Below are 16,490 nucleotides of genomic sequence, written 5' to 3'. Positions count from 1 at the left end.
GAGAAGCGGTTCATTCGCCTCTGGGGAAACGTTTGCTGTCTTCGAGAATGTTGAGGTCCATATGGTTGCGCATGTACTGTTCAGACGCGTCACGCAGGGGTTGGTAGTCCCACGGGTAATATCCGCCCTGGCGCAAAGCATCGTAGACAACCCAGCGACGCGCCTGGCTTTTCCGGACATCTGCATCAAAGCGTGCGAGGTCCCATCTGTCCTCGGATTTTGCCCGCAGTGTCTGCACCGTGCCTTGATGCCGGGCCACATCCGCAAGATTTTTCAGCTCATGGGGATCAGCATCGAGATCAAAGAGCTGATCGGGGTCGAGAGTGCAGCGGTTGTACTTCCATTTTCCGTATCGCAACGAGACCATCGGCGCGTAGGACGCTTCGGCGGCGTATTCCATCGCGACGGGTTCGGTGCGCGCCTGTCCCTGTCCCATGGGCACAAGCGATATACCCGTCGTCCAGTCCTTCACCTCGTCCATCGACACGCCTGCGAGGTCGCAGAGCGTCGGGCAGACGTCGATGTTGGAGACAGGCGCGGTCTGCAGGCCCGGGGTCATCTGCGGGGCGGAGATCATCAGCGGAACCCGCGAAGAGCCCTCGAAGAAGGACATTTTGAACCACAGGCCACGTTCGCCCAGCATATCGCCATGGTCCGAGACGAACAGGATGATGGCTTCTTGCCGGGTGTCGTCCAGCGTCTGCAGGATGTCGCCGATCTTGTCATCCAGATAGCTGATATTGGCGAAATAGGCCTGACGTGATCTGCGGATATCTTCCTCGGTGATCTCGAAACTGCGCCAGTCATTGGCATCGAAAATGCGTTGGCTGTGCGGGTCCTGGTTCTCATAGTCGAAGGCCGGGACGTCGGGCAGCAGATGTTCGCAACCCTCGTAGATATCCCAGTATTTCTGGCGTGCGACATAGGGATCATGCGGATGCGTGAAGCTGACGGTCAGGCACCAGGGGCGCGTATCCGCACCCCGCGACAAATCGTACAGCTTGCGCGTGGCGTTGTAGGCGACCTCGTCGTCGTATTCCATCTGGTTGGAGATTTCCGCAACGCCGGCGCCGGTGACCGACCCCATGTTGTGATACCACCAGTCGATCCTTTCGCCCGGCTTGCGGTAATCGGGCGTCCAGCCGAAATCGGCCGGGTAGATATCCGTGGTCAGACGCTCCTCGAACCCGTGCAATTGGTCCGGGCCGACGAAATGCATCTTGCCCGACAGGCATGTCTGATATCCTGCCCGGCGCAGATGGTGCGCGTAGGTCGGCACGGACGATGGAAATTCGGCCGCATTGTCATAGACACCGGTTGCCGAGGGTAATTGCCCCGACATAAAAGCGGCGCGTCCCGGAGCACAGAGGGGAGAGGCCGTGTATGCGTTGCGAAACCGCGTTGACCTTGCCGCGAGCTTCTTGAGGTTGGGCGCGTGCAGCCAATCGGCCGGGCCATCCGGAAACAGCGTGCCGTTCAGCTGATCGACCATCAATATAAGGATGTTCGGGCGGGTCACCGGTCGACCTCCAGCAAGGTGTTCAGCGCGTTGAGCGCCCGTTCCCGCGCCGCGTCCGGACTATGCGATTGTGACAAGGCTGCGCGCAGGTACAGCCCGTCAATCAGCGCCGCCATCGTTTCCGCCACGGTTTCGGCATCACCGCTTAGCGGGCGCAGCGCATGGCACAGGTTGGATTGCAAACGCCGCTGATAAAGATGCAGCAACCGCGACATCTGCGGGCTCGTCGGTGCTTGCGCATAAAGGGTCATCCAGGCGCTTACGGTATCCGGAGAGAAACAGGTGGGCGAGAAGCTTGCTTCGATCAGGGCAACGGCGCGGGCCTTTGGCGTGCGCGCCGTTGCCAGCTCGCGCCGAACTTCACTGCCGAAGTCGCGCAAAATCTGGCGCATGGCGGCGAGAAAGATCTGATCCTTTCCGCCGAAATAGTGATGGGCGAGTGCCGAGGACATGCCAGCGCGTTTCGCGATCTGACCCACGGTCACGTCCAGCGATCCCTTGGAGGCCAGTTCCGCTATTGTCGCCTCTACGAGAGCCGTCCGGCGAATGGGTTCCATTCCGATTTTTGGCACAAGACTCACTCCCTGGCAGCAGCGCTGCATCAGATAGCGGGTTTTTTATTGACTAGTCAATCAACAAAAATCGAGCGTCAGACCTTGGTTGCGTGCACCGCTGGGGTTGTTTCGCCGCGCTTCAATGCCGCCTCGCGCCACGTGATGAAAATAACCGAGCCCAGGATCACCAGGCCGCCGAGCAGAACCCAGATATCGACCGCTTCGTCAAAGACCAGATAGCCCAGCAGAACCGCCCAGACGAGCTGTGTGAATGTGACCGGTTGGGTCACGGTCAACGGGGCCGCGGCAAAGGCCAGTGTCATCGTGTAGTGCCCGGCAACGGCAAAGCAGGCGACGCAGAACAACAGCGCAAGATCAGAGAGTGTCGGCGTCACCCATTGCATCAGTGCAAATGGTGCCAGCACAATGGTCACGAATATCGACAACATCGCCACCACAACGGCGGGTTTGACTTCGTCGGCCATCACTTTTGCGGTCAGATACGAACCGCCGAAGACAATGGCGGCGAACAACATTGCAAGATGGCCGCTGCTGACCTCGCGGAATCCCGGGCGCAGGATGATGAGGGCCCCGATCAGCGCCGCAACAACGGCCGCGATCCGGCGAAAGGCGAGTTTTTCCCCCAGAAAGAGCGCCGCGCCGATCGTGACATAGACTGGCGCCAAGTAGTTCATCGCGGTGACATCCGCGATGGGGATGCGCACCATCGCATAGAACCACAGCATCACACCGCAGCCATGGACGAGACCGCGCACGCCAAAGAGCCGCCACTGGCGGGCGCTGAGACGTGCCGTGCGCAGGGAGCCTACGGCCGGCACAAGAAACACCAGCCCCAGCAGATAGCGCAGGAAAGCCATTTCCACCGGCGGCAACCGTGGCCCCATGTATTTTACAAGTGCTGTCACCGCCACGAAACACAAGCCTGTCACCAGCATCCAGAAGATACCGACAATCGGGCGGGAAGATGTGCGGATGACCATGCGCCATAGACAGCCTGTTTTGCCCCGGACCGCAAGGGGTTATGCGACCACAAGGCCCGCGGCGATGGTCCACATCGTCAGCGCAATCAATCCATCGAGAACCCGCCAGCTGGTCGGGCGGGCAAAGAGCGGTGCCAGCAGCCGCGCACCATACCCAAGGGCAAAGAAAAAGCTGATGCTGGCCAGCACGGCGCCGCCCCCAAAAAGCAGTCGGTTATCGTATTGCGCCGAAATCGAGCCGATCAACACAACGGTATCGAGGTAGACGTGCGGATTTAGCCAGGTGAGCGCAAGCAACGTCAGCAGCGTGGGCATCAGCGGTCTGCCGGTGCCGTTGTCAGCCCGCAGCACATGGCCGCCCTGCCAGGCGGATCGCGCGTTGCGCCAGCCGTACCACATCAGGAACGCTGCGCCGCCGTAGCGCATCGCCCCCTCGAACCAGGGCACGCTCTCGGCAAGCGCTCCAAAGCCTGCCACCCCCGCAGAGACGAGAATGGCATCAGACGTGCCGCAGGTCATGCACACCCAGAATACATGTTCGCGTCGCAGTCCCTGCCGCAGTACAAACGCGTTTTGCGCGCCAATTGCCACGATCAGGGACAGGCTGAGCACATAGCCCGGCAGAAACGTATCGATCACAAGGTGCCTCCGACTGCATGGAGCGCATTGACTAGACAGGTCAGGCGGCTTAATCAAATTAAACAGATGATGCTAACTTAAGCGTTGCTTATGTCACTCGATCCAAACCAACTGGCGGCGCTGTCCGCGATCGTGCGGTACGGCAGTTTCGATGCGGCGGCGGCACATCTGAACGTCACCCCTTCGGCCATTTCACAACGCATCAGATCGCTCGAAGACCGCATGGGAACGGCGCTGATCTATCGCGGGCACCCCTGCACCGCGACGGAGGCCGGCACCAGGCTCGCGCGGCATGCAGAGGACGTGGCGCTGATGCAGGCCCACGTTCTGCGCGACATTGCGCCCGCAGCCGGACCGTCAGCCGCGCGGATCAGGATCGCCGTCAACGCTGACAGCCTCGCAACCTGGTTCGTGCACGGACTGTCGCAGGTTGATGACATGCTCTTTGAACTCGTGATCGACGATCAGGACCATTCGACGGACTGGCTGTTGCGGGGGGCGGTCAGTGCGGCGCTCACAGGTCAGGCCAAGGCCGTCTCCGGCTGCAACAGTGTGACCCTCGGCGCCCTGCGCTATGTCGCAACCGCGAGCCCTGACTACATGTCCAGATGGTTTGCGGACGGCGTGACGCCGGATGCTTTGGCCCGGGCGCCGATCATGACGTTCAATGCCAAGGATGCACTGCAACACCGATGGATCACTCATGCGACCGGTCAAAAGCTGTCGCCGCCGGCACATCATATACCCTCCACCCACGCCTTCGTGGATGCCGCACTGGCCGGTATCGGCTGGGGCATGAATCCGTTGTCGCTGGTTGCGCATCATCTTGAACGCGGAACCCTTGTGGCACTGGGACCGGACCGCCCTCTTGACGTGCCGCTGTACTGGCAGACAAGCCGCCTTATGTCATCGGCCCTTGAGCCCTTGAACCGGGCAACACGGGACGCGGCGCGGCGCCATCTGGTTCAGACTCCCCACGAAAACGTGATGCAGAAAAAATAAATCACAGAAATCTTATTCAAGATGATTGGCGTATCTACTTTTGTTCCCCATATGGTGGGAAGGTAACAAGGATACGCTTCGGATGCTGGATGATACTCATAATCTCGACCTGACGGCGAAGGACATCGAATTAATCGAGGCTGCGCTTCAGACCCAGAAGAAGATCTTGTCGGTTCAAAGTCAGGCAGGCGGTAGCGGCGCACGGCGAAAGCTGACCGACCTCAAGCACCTGATCAAACGTATCAACCGAAGTTCCCGGCGGGAGCCGGACCAGCAGCCCATGGCGTGGGGCTGGTTTTTGCGGTCCCTGTTCTGCACTGATTGCAATCAACCACGCTGACGTTTCCCATACCGGTTGACGTACAAAAGCCGCCCTCGTATCCGGGGCGGCTTTTCCATGTCCTGCCGCGGCACGGGATCAGAGCTGTTCCATAACCTCGTCCGTCGCTTCGAAGTTGGTTGTAACGCGCTGCACGTCATCATCGTCTTCCAGCGCATCTATCAGCTTCATCAGCTTTTGCATGCCGTCGAGGTCCATGTCGGTGGTGGTCGTGGGCTTCCACACCAGCTTGGTGCTTTCACTTTCGCCAAGTTCCGCCTCCAGCGCTGTCGCCACATCATTCAGATCGGTATCCGCGCACCAGATCACATGCCCGTCCTCGGAGCTTTCGACATCCTCCGCCCCGGCCTCGATCGCCGCCATCATCACGGTATCCGCATCGCCCACATCTGCGGGATAGGTCACTTCGCCCTTGCGGTCGAACATGAAGCCGACACTGCCGGTCTCTCCCAGGTTGCCGCCGTTCTTGGTGAAGGTCGACCGCACGGTGGAAGCCGTCCGGTTGCGGTTGTCGGTCATTGCCTCGACAATTACCGCCACGCCATTCGGGCCATAGCCTTCGTAGCGGATTTCTTCGTAATCATCGCCCTCGCCCGCCTGCGACTTCTTGATCGCGCGTTCGATCACATCCTTGGGCACAGATTGCGACTTCGCTTCCTTGACCGCCAGTCGCAGGCGCGGGTTCTTATCCGGGTCCGGGTCGCCCATTTTGGCGGCCACCGTGATCTCCTTGCTCAGCTTGGAGAACAGCTTGGCCCGCACGGCGTCCTGTCGCCCCTTGCGGTGTTGGATGTTTGCCCATTTTGAGTGTCCGGCCATTGGAACTTTCCATTCTTTGATTTTGCCGTTGTTTATCGCCGCCGCGCGAAACGCTCAACCCCTTGGCCTAGACTGTCCGGAATGCCTGCAGGATCAAAAAGAGCCGCAGCAACAGACCTAGGGTCAGCGCTGCCAGCATCCAGTTTGGCATGACCCGGGCAAAATCCTGATAGTAACGTGCCTCCTCGCGCCGCAACTGGACAAGCTCCGGGTCCACGCCATCACGCGCCATTCGTTCCGCACAGATTTCATGCCAGCGTGAGCGCACCAAACGCGAACAGGCCCAGATTGCGGGCCCCAGGATCAAAATGTCCGAAATCAGGCCTGTGAGGGTCACTTTTTGACGGCGTTCAGTTCAATCCGGTACCCCAGCGCTTCGGCCAGCGCATAGACCTTCCACAAGGTTGGGCCGGTTTTGGAGTCACCCCGCGCGATCCGCGACAGCGCGCTGTGATCAAACCCCAGCCTTGCACCGATTTCCCGCCCGCTGAGCGGGGTATCATTGAGCATCTGCGCAATGACCCGTGCCCCCAGGGTACGCGCCAGTTCCTCGCCCATCTCCCGGAATACCGCATGTTTTTCAGACGCATCAAGCGCTTCAAACGCCTCGGCATAGGCATCTTCATCCAGCAATGCGAGCGGGTTCTCTGATGTCTTCACCGTCCGCACAGGCTTGCGCGTCGCCGCCCTTTTGGGCGATTTCGACCCCGCGCCTGCGTTGATCTGTACGTTTGCCATAAGTCACCCTGTCCGGTTTGGAGCGCAAGGCGTACGTTGCCTTGCAAGACAACACTTAAGCAATATTGCGCGTGATGTCAAGATTTCAGCGTACGCGGCGCTCGGGCTTGGGTAACGCACGAACCTCCGAGATCAGCTGCCGCGCCGCCTGCCGGTCGGCCATGGCCGCCAGTTTGCGGTTACTGTCCGCCAGCGTGCCGACGGACAGGAATACCAGCCGCCGGTCCGGCTGTTCCACGTAGACGACAAAACACGCCAGCTCGAATTTGCGTGACCGAAAGCGCGCAAAATACCCTTGTGGATCGGGATCATCCAATCCCTCGATCTTGTGAAACAACAGCGGTCTCTCCAACCCTGCGAGGAAGGCTCCAAATTCTGCGGGCGGGTAGTCCTTTTTGACATGATGCGCTTGTTCGACGTGGCTCCATCGCAAATGATCCGCGTCCGACCAGCTGTTTTCGACCCCCCGCAAATACTTGATAAGCCCGAAGATGCGTAATTTAGCCTTCGACGCCGCCCGTGGCCCCAGTTTCCCGGCCTGTTCCAGTGCAATTGAAAATCCGTTGGTGATTAAAAAGGTCAAATCAGACATAACGACAGTTGAGGCAAAAAAGACCCGCAGATCAAGAGTATGGAGCAGCCCAATTGACGTCTGACCAGATAATCCTTTTTACCCTGTTCGGAGCCGTGTTCGGGCTGCTGCTCTGGGGTCGCTTTCGGTATGATATCGTTGCATTTTCCGCGCTCATGATCGGTGTTGTGGTCGGCGTTGTTCCCACTCAGGATGCCTTCTCGGGCTTCGGTCACCCGGCGACTCTGGTTGTCGCCCTCGTCCTTGTGGTGTCGGCCGGGCTGGTACGGTCCGGCGCCGTTTACCTGATCACCCGCACATTGGTGGATGCGTCCCGATCGCTGGGGGCACATATCGCGCTGATGGGGGCCATTGGCGGCGTCCTGTCTGCCTTCATGAACAACGTCGCGGCCCTTGCGTTACTGATGCCCGTGGATATCCAGACCGCGCGCAAGGCCGGGCGACCGGCGGGGTTAAGCCTGATGCCGCTGAGCTTTGCCACGATCCTCGGCGGCATGGCGACCCTGATTGGAACACCGCCCAACATCATCATCGCCGCGATCCGCGAAGATGCGTTGGGAGAGCCCTTCGCAATGTTCGATTTTGCGCCGGTGGGCGGTGCCGCGGCACTTGCCGGCCTGATATTTGTTGCTGTGATCGGCTGGCGCCTTATCCCGCAGAGCAACGGGGCTGATAGCCCGGTGGCGGAGATTTCTCAGTATATTGCCGAACTCACTGTCCCCCAGGGTAACAAACAGATCGGCAAGCGTGTCGCCGAACTGTCCGACGCCGCGGAAAAAGCCGATGTCGCCATTCTGGGGCTGATCCGCGACGGCAAGCGCCGGTACGGACAGTCGCGCAACGCCATTTTGCAAGCAGGCGACGTACTGGTGCTCGAAGCCACGCCGGAAGCCCTCGACGAGCTGCGCTCCAGTCTTGATCTGGCCGTTGCAGATGCCAAGCGTGAAGAAGCGCTCAGAGCGGATGGCGACGGCGTTGAAATCATCGAGGTCGTGGTTCCGGAAGGCGCCCGGATCAACGGCAAGACGGCCCAGTCCATCGGATTGTCGTGGCGACAGCGCACGGTACTTCTCGGGGTATCGCGGCAGGGTGAGCAGATTGTCAGGCACCTGCGCACGACCGAAATCAAAACCGGTGACATTCTGCTGTTGTTGGTGCCCCGCGACACCGGTGTGGACGTCACGGACTGGCTGGGGTGCCTGCCCCTTGCGGATCGCGGTCTCGCCGTCACCGAAAACCGCAAGGTATGGCTGGCAATCGGTCTGTTTGGCGGCGCTGTTGCCGCGGCCAGCGTCGGGTTGCTCTATTTGCCCATTGCACTGGGTTTGGTTGTCGTGGCCTACGTGCTGACCCGGATCGTGCCGCTGGCAGAGATCTATGACCAGATCAACTGGCCCGTTGTTGTGCTGCTGGGCTCGATGATCCCGCTGGGGGCTGCACTGGAAAGCTCCGGCGGCACGGAGCTTATTGCCGGCGCGCTTGTCTCGTGGACAAACGGGCTGCCGGCATGGGCCGTCCTGACCGTCCTGATGATCGTGACGATGACCCTGTCCGACGTGCTCAACAACACGGCGACTACCATCGTCGCAGCCCCCGTCGGTATTCAGATGGCCCAATCGCTGGAGGTTTCTCCGGATCCGTTTCTGATGGCCGTCGCGGTGGCGGCGTCAAGCGCCTTCCTCACACCCATCGGCCACAAGAACAATACGTTGATACTGGGTCCGGGTGGGTACAAGTTTGGCGATTACTGGCGCATGGGCCTGCCGCTGGAGGTCATCGTGGTCGCGGTATCAATTCCGGTGATCCTGATCGTCTGGCCGCTGTGAAACACCGCTTCGCGATCACCCGACAACAAAACGCCCGCGTCCTGATCCATCCCTGTCGGGGGCCAGAACGCGGGCGGGAATTTCTCGGTGCGTCCTTAGGACGCCTGCAGACCGTTTACCGGCCGTAGACGTGGCGATAAGCCACTTCGTATGCATCTTCAGGGAACATTCCCAGATCCCATGCCACGGTACGCGACATCGAGCGAAGCTCGTTGTAAGTGCGGTTGAACTGTGCGCGTTTCGCAGCAGCTGTCTTGAGTTTTGTCATCATATTTGTCATCTGACTTTCCTTTCATCAAAACCGGATGTCTTGATAGCGCAAACATGATACCCAATCCCTTAATCTTCAACGTACAAAAACGAAAAGCAGGCCTGCAGATGCTGCATAGCAGCATGCAGATCAAAGCGGCCAGATCATCGGAATGATCATCGACACGATCACCGCCGTTGTCAGGTTCAGCGGCACGCCGATGCGCATGAAATCAGTGAATTTGTAGCCCCCCGGACCGTATACCAGCGTGTTTGTCTGGTACCCGATGGGTGTGGCGAAGGCGCAGGAGGCGGCGATCATCACCGCCACCACAAGCGGTCTCGGGTCCAGCCCGAGTGCAGCCCCGAGCCCGATGGCCAAAGGTGTCATGATCACCGCCACGGCGTTGTTGGACACGACTTCGGTGAAGGTCGATGTCATGATGAACACCACCAGAACAATCACAGGGGGCGGCATCGTCGTCAGCGCCGGTGAGACGGCATCCACGATCAGCGCCACCGCGCCGGAGTGTTGCAGGGCAGCCCCGACAGAGAGCATGGCGAAGATCAGGGCCAGCAGACGTCCGTCGATAAAGGAGAATGCCTCGTCCGCGTCAATACACCCGGTCACCAGCACGAGCGCCACGGCCAGAATGGCCAGCAGCAGAATGGGTGCAACGTTAAATGCTGCCAGCAGAACAATGCCGCAAAGCGCCACGATGGCGATCGGGGCGTGGCTGCGGCGAAAGGCACGCGCGGACGGGTGAGAGACATCGACCATCTCCATATCCGCCGCCAGCCGCTGGATGTCTTCAGGAGCACCTTCCAGCAATAGCGTGTCCCCAATGCGGACAACCAGATCATCGAGCTGGCGGCCGATGTTCTGGTTGCGGCGGTGGACGGCCAGCGGATAGACACCGTAGCGCCGCCGCAAGCGCAAAGACCCGAGCGAGCGACCGACCATTCGGCACCCCGGCGTGATCAGAACCTCGACCGTGGTGGTCTCGACCGCGGACACCTGGTCAACGCGCTTGAGCTCCTTATTTGCCTGCAAACTCAGCAACTCAGTCATCTGGGTGCGCAACACGACGCGATCCCCGACCTGCAATTCGACGCCCTGCAGGTTGCGCCGCAACGATGCATCGCCCCGGATCACATCGACAAGCCGGACCCCGTCGCGCTTGAACAGCTGTACCCCCAGCACGTCGCGGCCCACCAGATTACTGTCCGGCGGGATGACGGCTTCGGTGAAGAATTTCATCTTGGAGCGGTCAGAAAGCATGTTTGCCATGCTGTCCCGGTCCGGCAGAAGGCGCGGTGCCAGCACCGACATGTAGAGCAGCCCCCAGACGCAGACCACCAGGCCAATGGGCATGATCTCGAAAATGGTGAAGGGTGCCAACCCCTGCCCGCGCGCCACGCCGTCGACAAGCAGGTTGGTCGAGGTGCCGATAAGTGTGAGGGAGCCGCCCATGATCGCGGCATAGCTGAGAGGGATCAGGAACTTCGACGCCTTTGCCCCCAGCGTCTGGCTGAGTTGTACGACAACCGGGATCATCACGACGACCACCGGTGTGTTGTTCATGATCGCCGACGCGCCCATGACGGAGAGGATCACCCCGGCCACGGCGGATCGCGGGTGGGTTTTCGCGTAGCGTTCAGCCATCCGGGTCAAGACTTCCAGGGCCCCTGTGCGCACCAGCGCGCCCATCACGATGAACATGGCGGCAATCGTCCAGGGCGCCGGGTTCGAGAGCACCGCGAGCGCATTTTCGTATGGCAAGACCCCCAGCAGCAGCATGAGCGCCGCGCCGGTGATGGCCACCACCTCGGTCGGGTAAGTCTCGCGGACGAAAAGGATAAACATGATCGCGACCACGGTCAGGGTCAGCACGGCGCTTACGTTGGGCGAAAGTTCAATAAAGGGTATCACCTTGATCCTGCCTGTGCCTTCGTATCACCGGAGGCCAGTTTCGCCCATTGATCAGGCAGGGGCAAGCGCCGCTTTCAAACGCGGCTGCACAAGATACATCCCCGCGAACATCAGCATCAAAGCCAACCAGATGCCCGCGGAATAGGCTTCGTCAAGGATCACTTTTGCCCAGATCACACCAAACCCGGTGACGAGGTAGCTCACCTGAACGGCAAAAACCGAGCCCGCACGCCCCACCATCCAGACATAACCTGCATAGACGAGCACATGGATGATGGATGCGAGCACCAGTGCCTGCCCTTCGGTTGTCAGCACCGCAACGGGGGCAATCCACTGGTCTGACAGCACGGACACCGGCAGCATGATGACCGCCCCGATCAGGGAGGCGCCGTAGAGCACCTGAAACGCATCCAGGCCCGCCGTGCCGAATTTGGCCACGAGGTTGCCTTCCACTCCGTAACACAGACTGCTGATAACGCCGATCATCACCCAGAAAACCGACAGGTTCAGCGCTGATGCCCCGGGCGCGGCGATCATGAGAACCCCACAAAGCCCCAGAAGCAGACCGGTAAATCGTTTCCAGGAAAACTGGTCCAGCCGCATCATCAGCGCGATCGGGAAAGCCCACATCGGCACCATCGACAGCAGGATCGACATGATGCCCGCCGGCAGGTGCACGGCCGCCTGATAGGAGGCGGTATTCGGAATCATCGTCCCCACCAGCGCAATCATCAGGCAAACACCGATCTGTTGTCGCCCACGCGGCAGAGGCTTGCCGCGGAGGCCACAAATTACCGCCATGAATGCAGCGCCAATCACCAATTGCCAGAAAATCAGACCGAAATGCCTGTACCCCGACGAGACCGCGATTTTCGTCAACGGCAGGGTCATACCCCACCCCGCGCCCAAAACGATCAGCACGGCGGTGCAAATAAAGATGTCACGGCGTGCCAGAGGGGTCACGGAACGGCGGCCTCCAGCAGCCCGCCGTTGCGCACCATGGCAATGCGCGTGGCAACGCCCGTGCGGTCATCGGTCTCCAGGTAGACGCCGGACAAGGTGGCATCGCCGTTCGCGGGTGTGAAACGTTCCTTTGGCATGCCCGTCAGAAAGCGCCGCAGGGGCTCTGCCTTATCCATGCCGATGACGGAGTTATAATCGCCGCACATGCCCGCGTCGGTCAGATACCCGGTGCCCCGGGGCATGATCATCGCATCGGCGGTGGGCACATGTGTATGTGTGCCAACAACAAGGCTGGCACGGCCGTCACAGAAATGGCCCATCGCCATTTTCTCCGACGTCGCCTCGCAATGCACATCGACGATCACCGCCTGCGCCATGCCGCCCAATGGATGCGACTTCAGCATCGGTTCCAGCGAGGAGAACGGATCGTCAAACGGGCGTTTCATGAAGACCTGCCCGAGCACCTGCGTCACCAGTACCTTGCGGCCATTCCTGGAAGTGAAGAGACGCGCGCCCTTGCCCGGGGCGGCCTTGGAGAAGTTCAGCGGCCGGATTACCCGTGGTTCCTGCTCGATGAACCGCAGCATATCCTTCTGATCAAAGGCATGGTCGCCCAGCGTCAGGCAGTCGATACCCGCCTCCAGCAGCGTTTTGGCATGGGCCCCGCTCAACCCCGCGCCCGACGTGGCGTTTTCGCCGTTCACAACGACGAAATCGAGCTTCCACTCCGTGCGCAGCCGCGGCAGGTTCTCCACGATCGCCCGCCGCCCGGCGCGGCCCATGATATCTCCGAGAAACAGTATCTTCATATGCGATGCCTAGGCTTCGGAATGGCGCAGGGCAAGGGCCAGTCTCAGATTAATGCGCGGATCTAGGCGTCAGCGCTGCCTGTGTAGTCGGCCAGAAATGCGGCTGCAGCCTGTTGGCCGAGCATGCGCGCTTCTTCTTCCGGCGTCGCCAGATCGTCGATGCGGGTCTTGCGCGACCGGTCCGCGCCGGCATCAAGCAACAAGCGCAGCGCCTTGAGGTCGTTGGCGGCAGCGGCCTTGTGCAGCGGTGTCCAATCGTTAAACCCGTGTGCATCGACATCGGCACCCCCCGCAATCAGCCGCTCCATCACGGCATAGCGCAGCGGCTCATCCAGTTCGAGTGCTGCGAGTATAGGGGTATAACCGCATGTGTCACAGACAGACAGCGGCACGTTTCGGGCAATCATCCAGTCAAGACCCGCCAGCGCACCGGCATTGATCACGTGGTGCAACCACTCCTGCTGGGTTTCGGGATCCAGTGACGCGAACTGAACGCAATGCGCGACGTCAAGATCTGCGATCTGCACCGGGTCATTGCCCGACAATATCGCCAGCAGAGCATTCCCGCGGCTTTGCGCATTCGTCATCTTTTGGCGTCCTACTGATTGGTACCGGGCAGGTTACCTGTGAAACGGACCAGCACAAGTCATTTGGCGCGAATTGCCATAGGGATCGGACGCACGGCAGGCTACACTGCGATCACAGCTAAGGGAGAACAATGACATGGCGTGGGACGACATTGAAGCAGCAGGTGGTTTGGCCGTTATCACGGGTGGTGCAAGCGGCGTGGGTTTCGCCTCCGCGCAACATCTTGCCAACAAGGGGTTTGACCTGCTTCTGGCCGATGTCGACGACGCCGCCTTGTCCCGCGCCGCAGCGGATCTGTCAGACGCGGGCGCCAAGGTACACACGCATGTGACCGATGTCTCCGATGCCGCTGCGGTAAACGCTCTTGCCGACAGGGCATTTGATCTGGGCGAGGTCGCCGTGGTCATGAACAACGCAGGCATCGGGATCAGCTCTTCGACATGGGAAAACCCCGATGCCTGGCGCAAAACATTTGATGTCAATTTCTTTGGTATTCTGAACGGCGTTCAGGCTTTTGTGCCCCGTATGATCGCTGCCGCGCGCCCCGCAGCCGTGATCAATACCGGCTCCAAACAGGGGATCACGACGCCACCGGGCAACCCGGCGTATAACGCGGCCAAGGCCGCGGTGAAGGTACTGACCGAACAACTGGCGCATGAGCTGCGGGAAGCAGGCGCATCCATCGACGCTCATTTGTTCGTCCCCGGTTTCACCTATACCGGCATGATCGCCGCCATCATGCCTGAAAAGCCGCAGGGTGCGTGGACCAGCGAAGAATGTGTGAGCTACCTCTTTTCGCGTGTCGCCAAGGGAGATTTCTATATCCTCTGTCCGGACAACATGGTGACCGAAGCGATCGATGCGCGGCGGGTGCTGTGGAGCGCGGGAGACATCGTCGAAAACAGGCCGCCCCTGTCACGGTGGCACCCGGATTGGGCGGACACATTCGCCGCCTTCGAAAAAGGCTAGCGGCGCAGATCGATCACCTCGACCTCGGTGACGATCATATCCAGTTTCTGATCGGTCGCCTCCAGCGGCAGTGCCTCGGCCTCCTGCGTGGCATAGGCAAAGCCAACGGCCAGCGTGGGTCGTTTCGCGCGAAGCTGCTCCAGCGTGCGGTCGTAAAAGCCGCCACCGTATCCCAGACGCCCTCCCGTCGCATCGAAGGCCACAAGCGGCACGATCAGAATCTCAGGCTCGAAAAATACCGGCTTTTCCGGAATGCGGGCACCGAAAGGCCCCTCGACCAACGGCATGTCCGGCTCCCATCGCGCGAACCGCAGCGGCTTACCCGTGCCCGAGATGACGGGAATACCAACCGGGCCGTGGGCCGCAGCCTCGGCCATGGCAGGAATGGGGTCAATCTCTGTTCTGATGGGCATGTATCCCGAGAGCGGCACACCGCGAAATCCTGCCAGCAAACCGGACAAGATGCCCGCGCCAGTGCCGATGTCTTCCGCATGGGCGGATTTGCGACGGGCAAAACCCGCCTTGCGCGCCGCGTCCTTGATGTCCGGAAGACCGGTCATAACAGCACCGCCGCCGCCAGCCCCAGAAAGGCAAAAAAGCCAACGACGTCCGTCACGGTAGTGACAAATGCCCCCGATGCCAGTGCCGGGTCAACGCCCGCACGGTCCAGCACAACGGGAATGACTGTCCCCGCAAGGCCCGCCACAACAAGGTTGATCACCATCGCCGTCGCAATCACGTAGCCGAGCGCCGGGGAGCCAAACCAAATGAGACCGACAATGCCCATGATCACGGCAAAAATCATGCCATTGATGAGACCCACGAGCACTTCACGCCGGATCACCCGCCAGACGTTGGCACCGGTCAGGTCCTTGGTTGCAATGGCGCGCACGGCGACAGTCAGCGACTGGGTTCCGGCATTCCCGCCCATGGAGGCAACAATCGGCATCAGGACCGCAAGCGCCACGATCTGGGCAAGAGCAGCTTCGAACTGCGCGATCACGAGACTTGCGGCAATGGCCGTCACAAGGTTGACCGCCAGCCAGGGAAACCGCTGCTTGGTGGTGTCGATCACCCGATCAGACAGGGATCCTTCGCCAACACCGGCAAGCCGCAGGATGTCCTCTTCATGCTCTTCATCCAGAACGGCCATCGCATCATCAATGGTGATCACACCGATCAAACGCCCTTCGTCATCAACCACAGGGGCCGAGATCAGGTGATACTGGTTGAACGCATAAGCAACGTCGGATTCGTCCTGCAGCACCGGGATGATCTGAAAGGTTTCCTCCAGCAAATCCATCAGCCGCGTCTCGCGTTTCGAGCGCATCAGCTTGCCCAGCGTGACGTTTCCCACCGGATGCAGGCGCGGGTCAACGATCACGATGTGATAAAACTGGTCCGGCAGCTCTTCTTCGGGCGTGCTGCGCAGGTAATCGATGGCCTCGCCCACTGTCCAGTGCTCCGGCGCCATGACCACTTCGCGCTGCATGAGACGACCGGCGGAGTATTCAGGATAGCCAAGCGCCTGTTCCACGGCGGCCCTGTCGACATCTTCAAGCGCGTCCAGAATGGCTTCTTGCTGGTCGTCCTCGAGGTCTTCGACAAGGTCGACCACGTCGTCGCTGTCCATGTCGCGCACGGCCTGTGTCAGGACCTGTGGCGTCAGAACCGCGATGACCTCCTCGCGGATGGCCTCATCAAGTTCCGACAGGATTTCACCGTCGAATTCACGGTCATAAAGGCGCACCAGCCGCGACCGGTCAAAGGCGTTGATCTGTTCCAGCAGGTCAGCGATATCCGCCGCGTGCAACGGCTCCATCAGCTCCGTCAGCTTGGCCTGATCTTCGATATCCACCGCGTAGAGGATAGCGGCAATCGCCTTGGGACCGAGGACATAGGCGTCGTCTTCGGTCTCTGTCTGCAGCTCTGTGGTCTGATCTGACATC

General features: G+C 60.4%; 19 protein-coding genes. 4 read left to right on the top strand and 15 right to left on the bottom strand.

The genetic code is table 11. From position 1 onward, the window contains the following. Positions 1 to 10 precede the first annotated feature (10 nt). The 4 genes from betC to KX928_RS07090 all read right to left on the bottom strand — a co-directional run bounded on the left by betC (position 11) and on the right by KX928_RS07090 (position 3,710). Positions 11 to 1,519 carry a choline-sulfatase gene (gene betC / locus KX928_RS07105; protein ID WP_219500497.1) on the bottom strand — a complete coding sequence of 503 codons (1,509 nt, stop codon included), beginning with the start codon at positions 1,517 to 1,519 and terminating at the stop codon, positions 11 to 13. Next, complete coding sequence (gene betI, locus KX928_RS07100; protein ID WP_219500494.1) at positions 1,516 to 2,091, bottom strand: choline-binding transcriptional repressor BetI; 576 nt, start codon at positions 2,089 to 2,091, stop codon at positions 1,516 to 1,518. The genes betC and betI overlap by 4 nt, the downstream gene beginning before the upstream one ends. Before the next feature lie 77 nt (positions 2,092 to 2,168). Further along, positions 2,169 to 3,074, bottom strand: a complete 906-nt coding sequence (locus KX928_RS07095; RefSeq protein ID WP_219500492.1) for a DMT family transporter — start codon at positions 3,072 to 3,074, stop codon at positions 2,169 to 2,171. A 39-nt stretch (positions 3,075 to 3,113) separates the two neighbouring features. Beyond that, complete coding sequence (locus tag KX928_RS07090; RefSeq protein WP_219502039.1) at positions 3,114 to 3,710, bottom strand: LysE/ArgO family amino acid transporter; 597 nt, start codon at positions 3,708 to 3,710, stop codon at positions 3,114 to 3,116. A 93-nt stretch (positions 3,711 to 3,803) separates the two neighbouring features. Here KX928_RS07090 and KX928_RS07085 point away from each other — a divergent pair, with 93 nt between their 5' ends. Together KX928_RS07085 and KX928_RS07080 are read left to right on the top strand one after the other, a co-directional pair. Continuing rightward, positions 3,804 to 4,715 carry a LysR family transcriptional regulator ArgP gene (locus tag KX928_RS07085; RefSeq protein ID WP_219500490.1) on the top strand — a complete coding sequence of 304 codons (912 nt, stop codon included), beginning with the start codon at positions 3,804 to 3,806 and terminating at the stop codon, positions 4,713 to 4,715. An 82-nt stretch (positions 4,716 to 4,797) separates the two neighbouring features. Next, entirely contained in the window at positions 4,798 to 5,055 is a 258-nt protein-coding gene (locus tag KX928_RS07080; RefSeq protein ID WP_219500489.1) for a hypothetical protein, read from the top strand. Between the two features lie 78 nt (positions 5,056 to 5,133). Here KX928_RS07080 and KX928_RS07075 read toward each other — a convergent pair whose 3' ends face one another. From KX928_RS07075 to KX928_RS07060, 4 genes are all read right to left on the bottom strand, one after another. Continuing rightward, complete coding sequence (locus tag KX928_RS07075) at positions 5,134 to 5,874, bottom strand: YebC/PmpR family DNA-binding transcriptional regulator (protein ID WP_219500486.1); 741 nt, start codon at positions 5,872 to 5,874, stop codon at positions 5,134 to 5,136. A gap of 67 nt (positions 5,875 to 5,941) precedes the next feature. Then, positions 5,942 to 6,106 (bottom strand): hypothetical protein, encoded by a 165-nt coding sequence (locus tag KX928_RS07070; RefSeq protein WP_219500484.1) that lies wholly within the window; start codon positions 6,104 to 6,106, stop codon positions 5,942 to 5,944. A 101-nt stretch (positions 6,107 to 6,207) separates the two neighbouring features. Further along, positions 6,208 to 6,612 carry a helix-turn-helix domain-containing protein gene (locus KX928_RS07065; protein WP_219500482.1) on the bottom strand — a complete coding sequence of 135 codons (405 nt, stop codon included), beginning with the start codon at positions 6,610 to 6,612 and terminating at the stop codon, positions 6,208 to 6,210. A gap of 85 nt (positions 6,613 to 6,697) precedes the next feature. Beyond that, complete coding sequence (locus tag KX928_RS07060) at positions 6,698 to 7,204, bottom strand: hypothetical protein (protein ID WP_219500481.1); 507 nt, start codon at positions 7,202 to 7,204, stop codon at positions 6,698 to 6,700. Positions 7,205 to 7,257: 53 nt separating this feature from the next. Between KX928_RS07060 and KX928_RS07055 the strand changes: the two genes are divergently transcribed. Continuing rightward, entirely contained in the window at positions 7,258 to 9,030 is a 1,773-nt protein-coding gene (locus tag KX928_RS07055) for an SLC13 family permease (protein ID WP_219500479.1), read from the top strand. Positions 9,031 to 9,145: 115 nt separating this feature from the next. Here the strand turns inward: KX928_RS07055 and KX928_RS07050 are convergent, their stop codons facing one another. From KX928_RS07050 to KX928_RS07030, 5 genes are all read right to left on the bottom strand, one after another. Then, positions 9,146 to 9,310 (bottom strand): hypothetical protein, encoded by a 165-nt coding sequence (locus KX928_RS07050; RefSeq protein WP_219500477.1) that lies wholly within the window; start codon positions 9,308 to 9,310, stop codon positions 9,146 to 9,148. A gap of 120 nt (positions 9,311 to 9,430) precedes the next feature. Continuing rightward, complete coding sequence (locus KX928_RS07045) at positions 9,431 to 11,212, bottom strand: SLC13 family permease (RefSeq protein WP_373274791.1); 1,782 nt, start codon at positions 11,210 to 11,212, stop codon at positions 9,431 to 9,433. A gap of 51 nt (positions 11,213 to 11,263) precedes the next feature. Continuing rightward, positions 11,264 to 12,175 carry a DMT family transporter gene (locus KX928_RS07040; protein ID WP_308342256.1) on the bottom strand — a complete coding sequence of 304 codons (912 nt, stop codon included), beginning with the start codon at positions 12,173 to 12,175 and terminating at the stop codon, positions 11,264 to 11,266. Beyond that, a complete protein-coding gene (locus KX928_RS07035; RefSeq protein WP_219500475.1) occupies positions 12,172 to 12,984 on the bottom strand; it encodes a TIGR00282 family metallophosphoesterase in 813 nt (270 codons plus the stop codon). Before KX928_RS07035 ends, KX928_RS07040 begins: the two co-directional genes overlap by 4 nt. 62 nt (positions 12,985 to 13,046) lie before the next feature. Then, entirely contained in the window at positions 13,047 to 13,571 is a 525-nt protein-coding gene (locus tag KX928_RS07030) for an ankyrin repeat domain-containing protein (RefSeq protein ID WP_219500471.1), read from the bottom strand. 136 nt (positions 13,572 to 13,707) lie between these two features. On the opposite strand from KX928_RS07030, the gene KX928_RS07025 reads away from it, so the two are divergent. After that, entirely contained in the window at positions 13,708 to 14,541 is an 834-nt protein-coding gene (locus tag KX928_RS07025; protein ID WP_219500470.1) for an SDR family NAD(P)-dependent oxidoreductase, read from the top strand. Here KX928_RS07025 and KX928_RS07020 read toward each other — a convergent pair. Next, positions 14,538 to 15,101, bottom strand: a complete 564-nt coding sequence (locus KX928_RS07020; protein ID WP_219500468.1) for a 5-formyltetrahydrofolate cyclo-ligase — start codon at positions 15,099 to 15,101, stop codon at positions 14,538 to 14,540. The genes KX928_RS07025 and KX928_RS07020 overlap by 4 nt on opposite strands. After that, positions 15,098 to 16,489, bottom strand: coding sequence for a magnesium transporter (mgtE, locus tag KX928_RS07015; RefSeq protein ID WP_219500466.1), 1,392 nt, complete (start codon positions 16,487 to 16,489; stop codon positions 15,098 to 15,100). The genes KX928_RS07020 and mgtE overlap by 4 nt, the downstream gene beginning before the upstream one ends. Position 16,490: the final 1 nt, after the last annotated feature.

This window comes from Roseobacter insulae (assembly GCF_019375555.1).
GTDB lineage: Bacteria > Pseudomonadota > Alphaproteobacteria > Rhodobacterales > Rhodobacteraceae > Roseobacter > Roseobacter insulae.
Note: the sequence above shows the minus strand (reverse complement) of the source record. Positions and strands in the feature narration are given on the sequence as shown.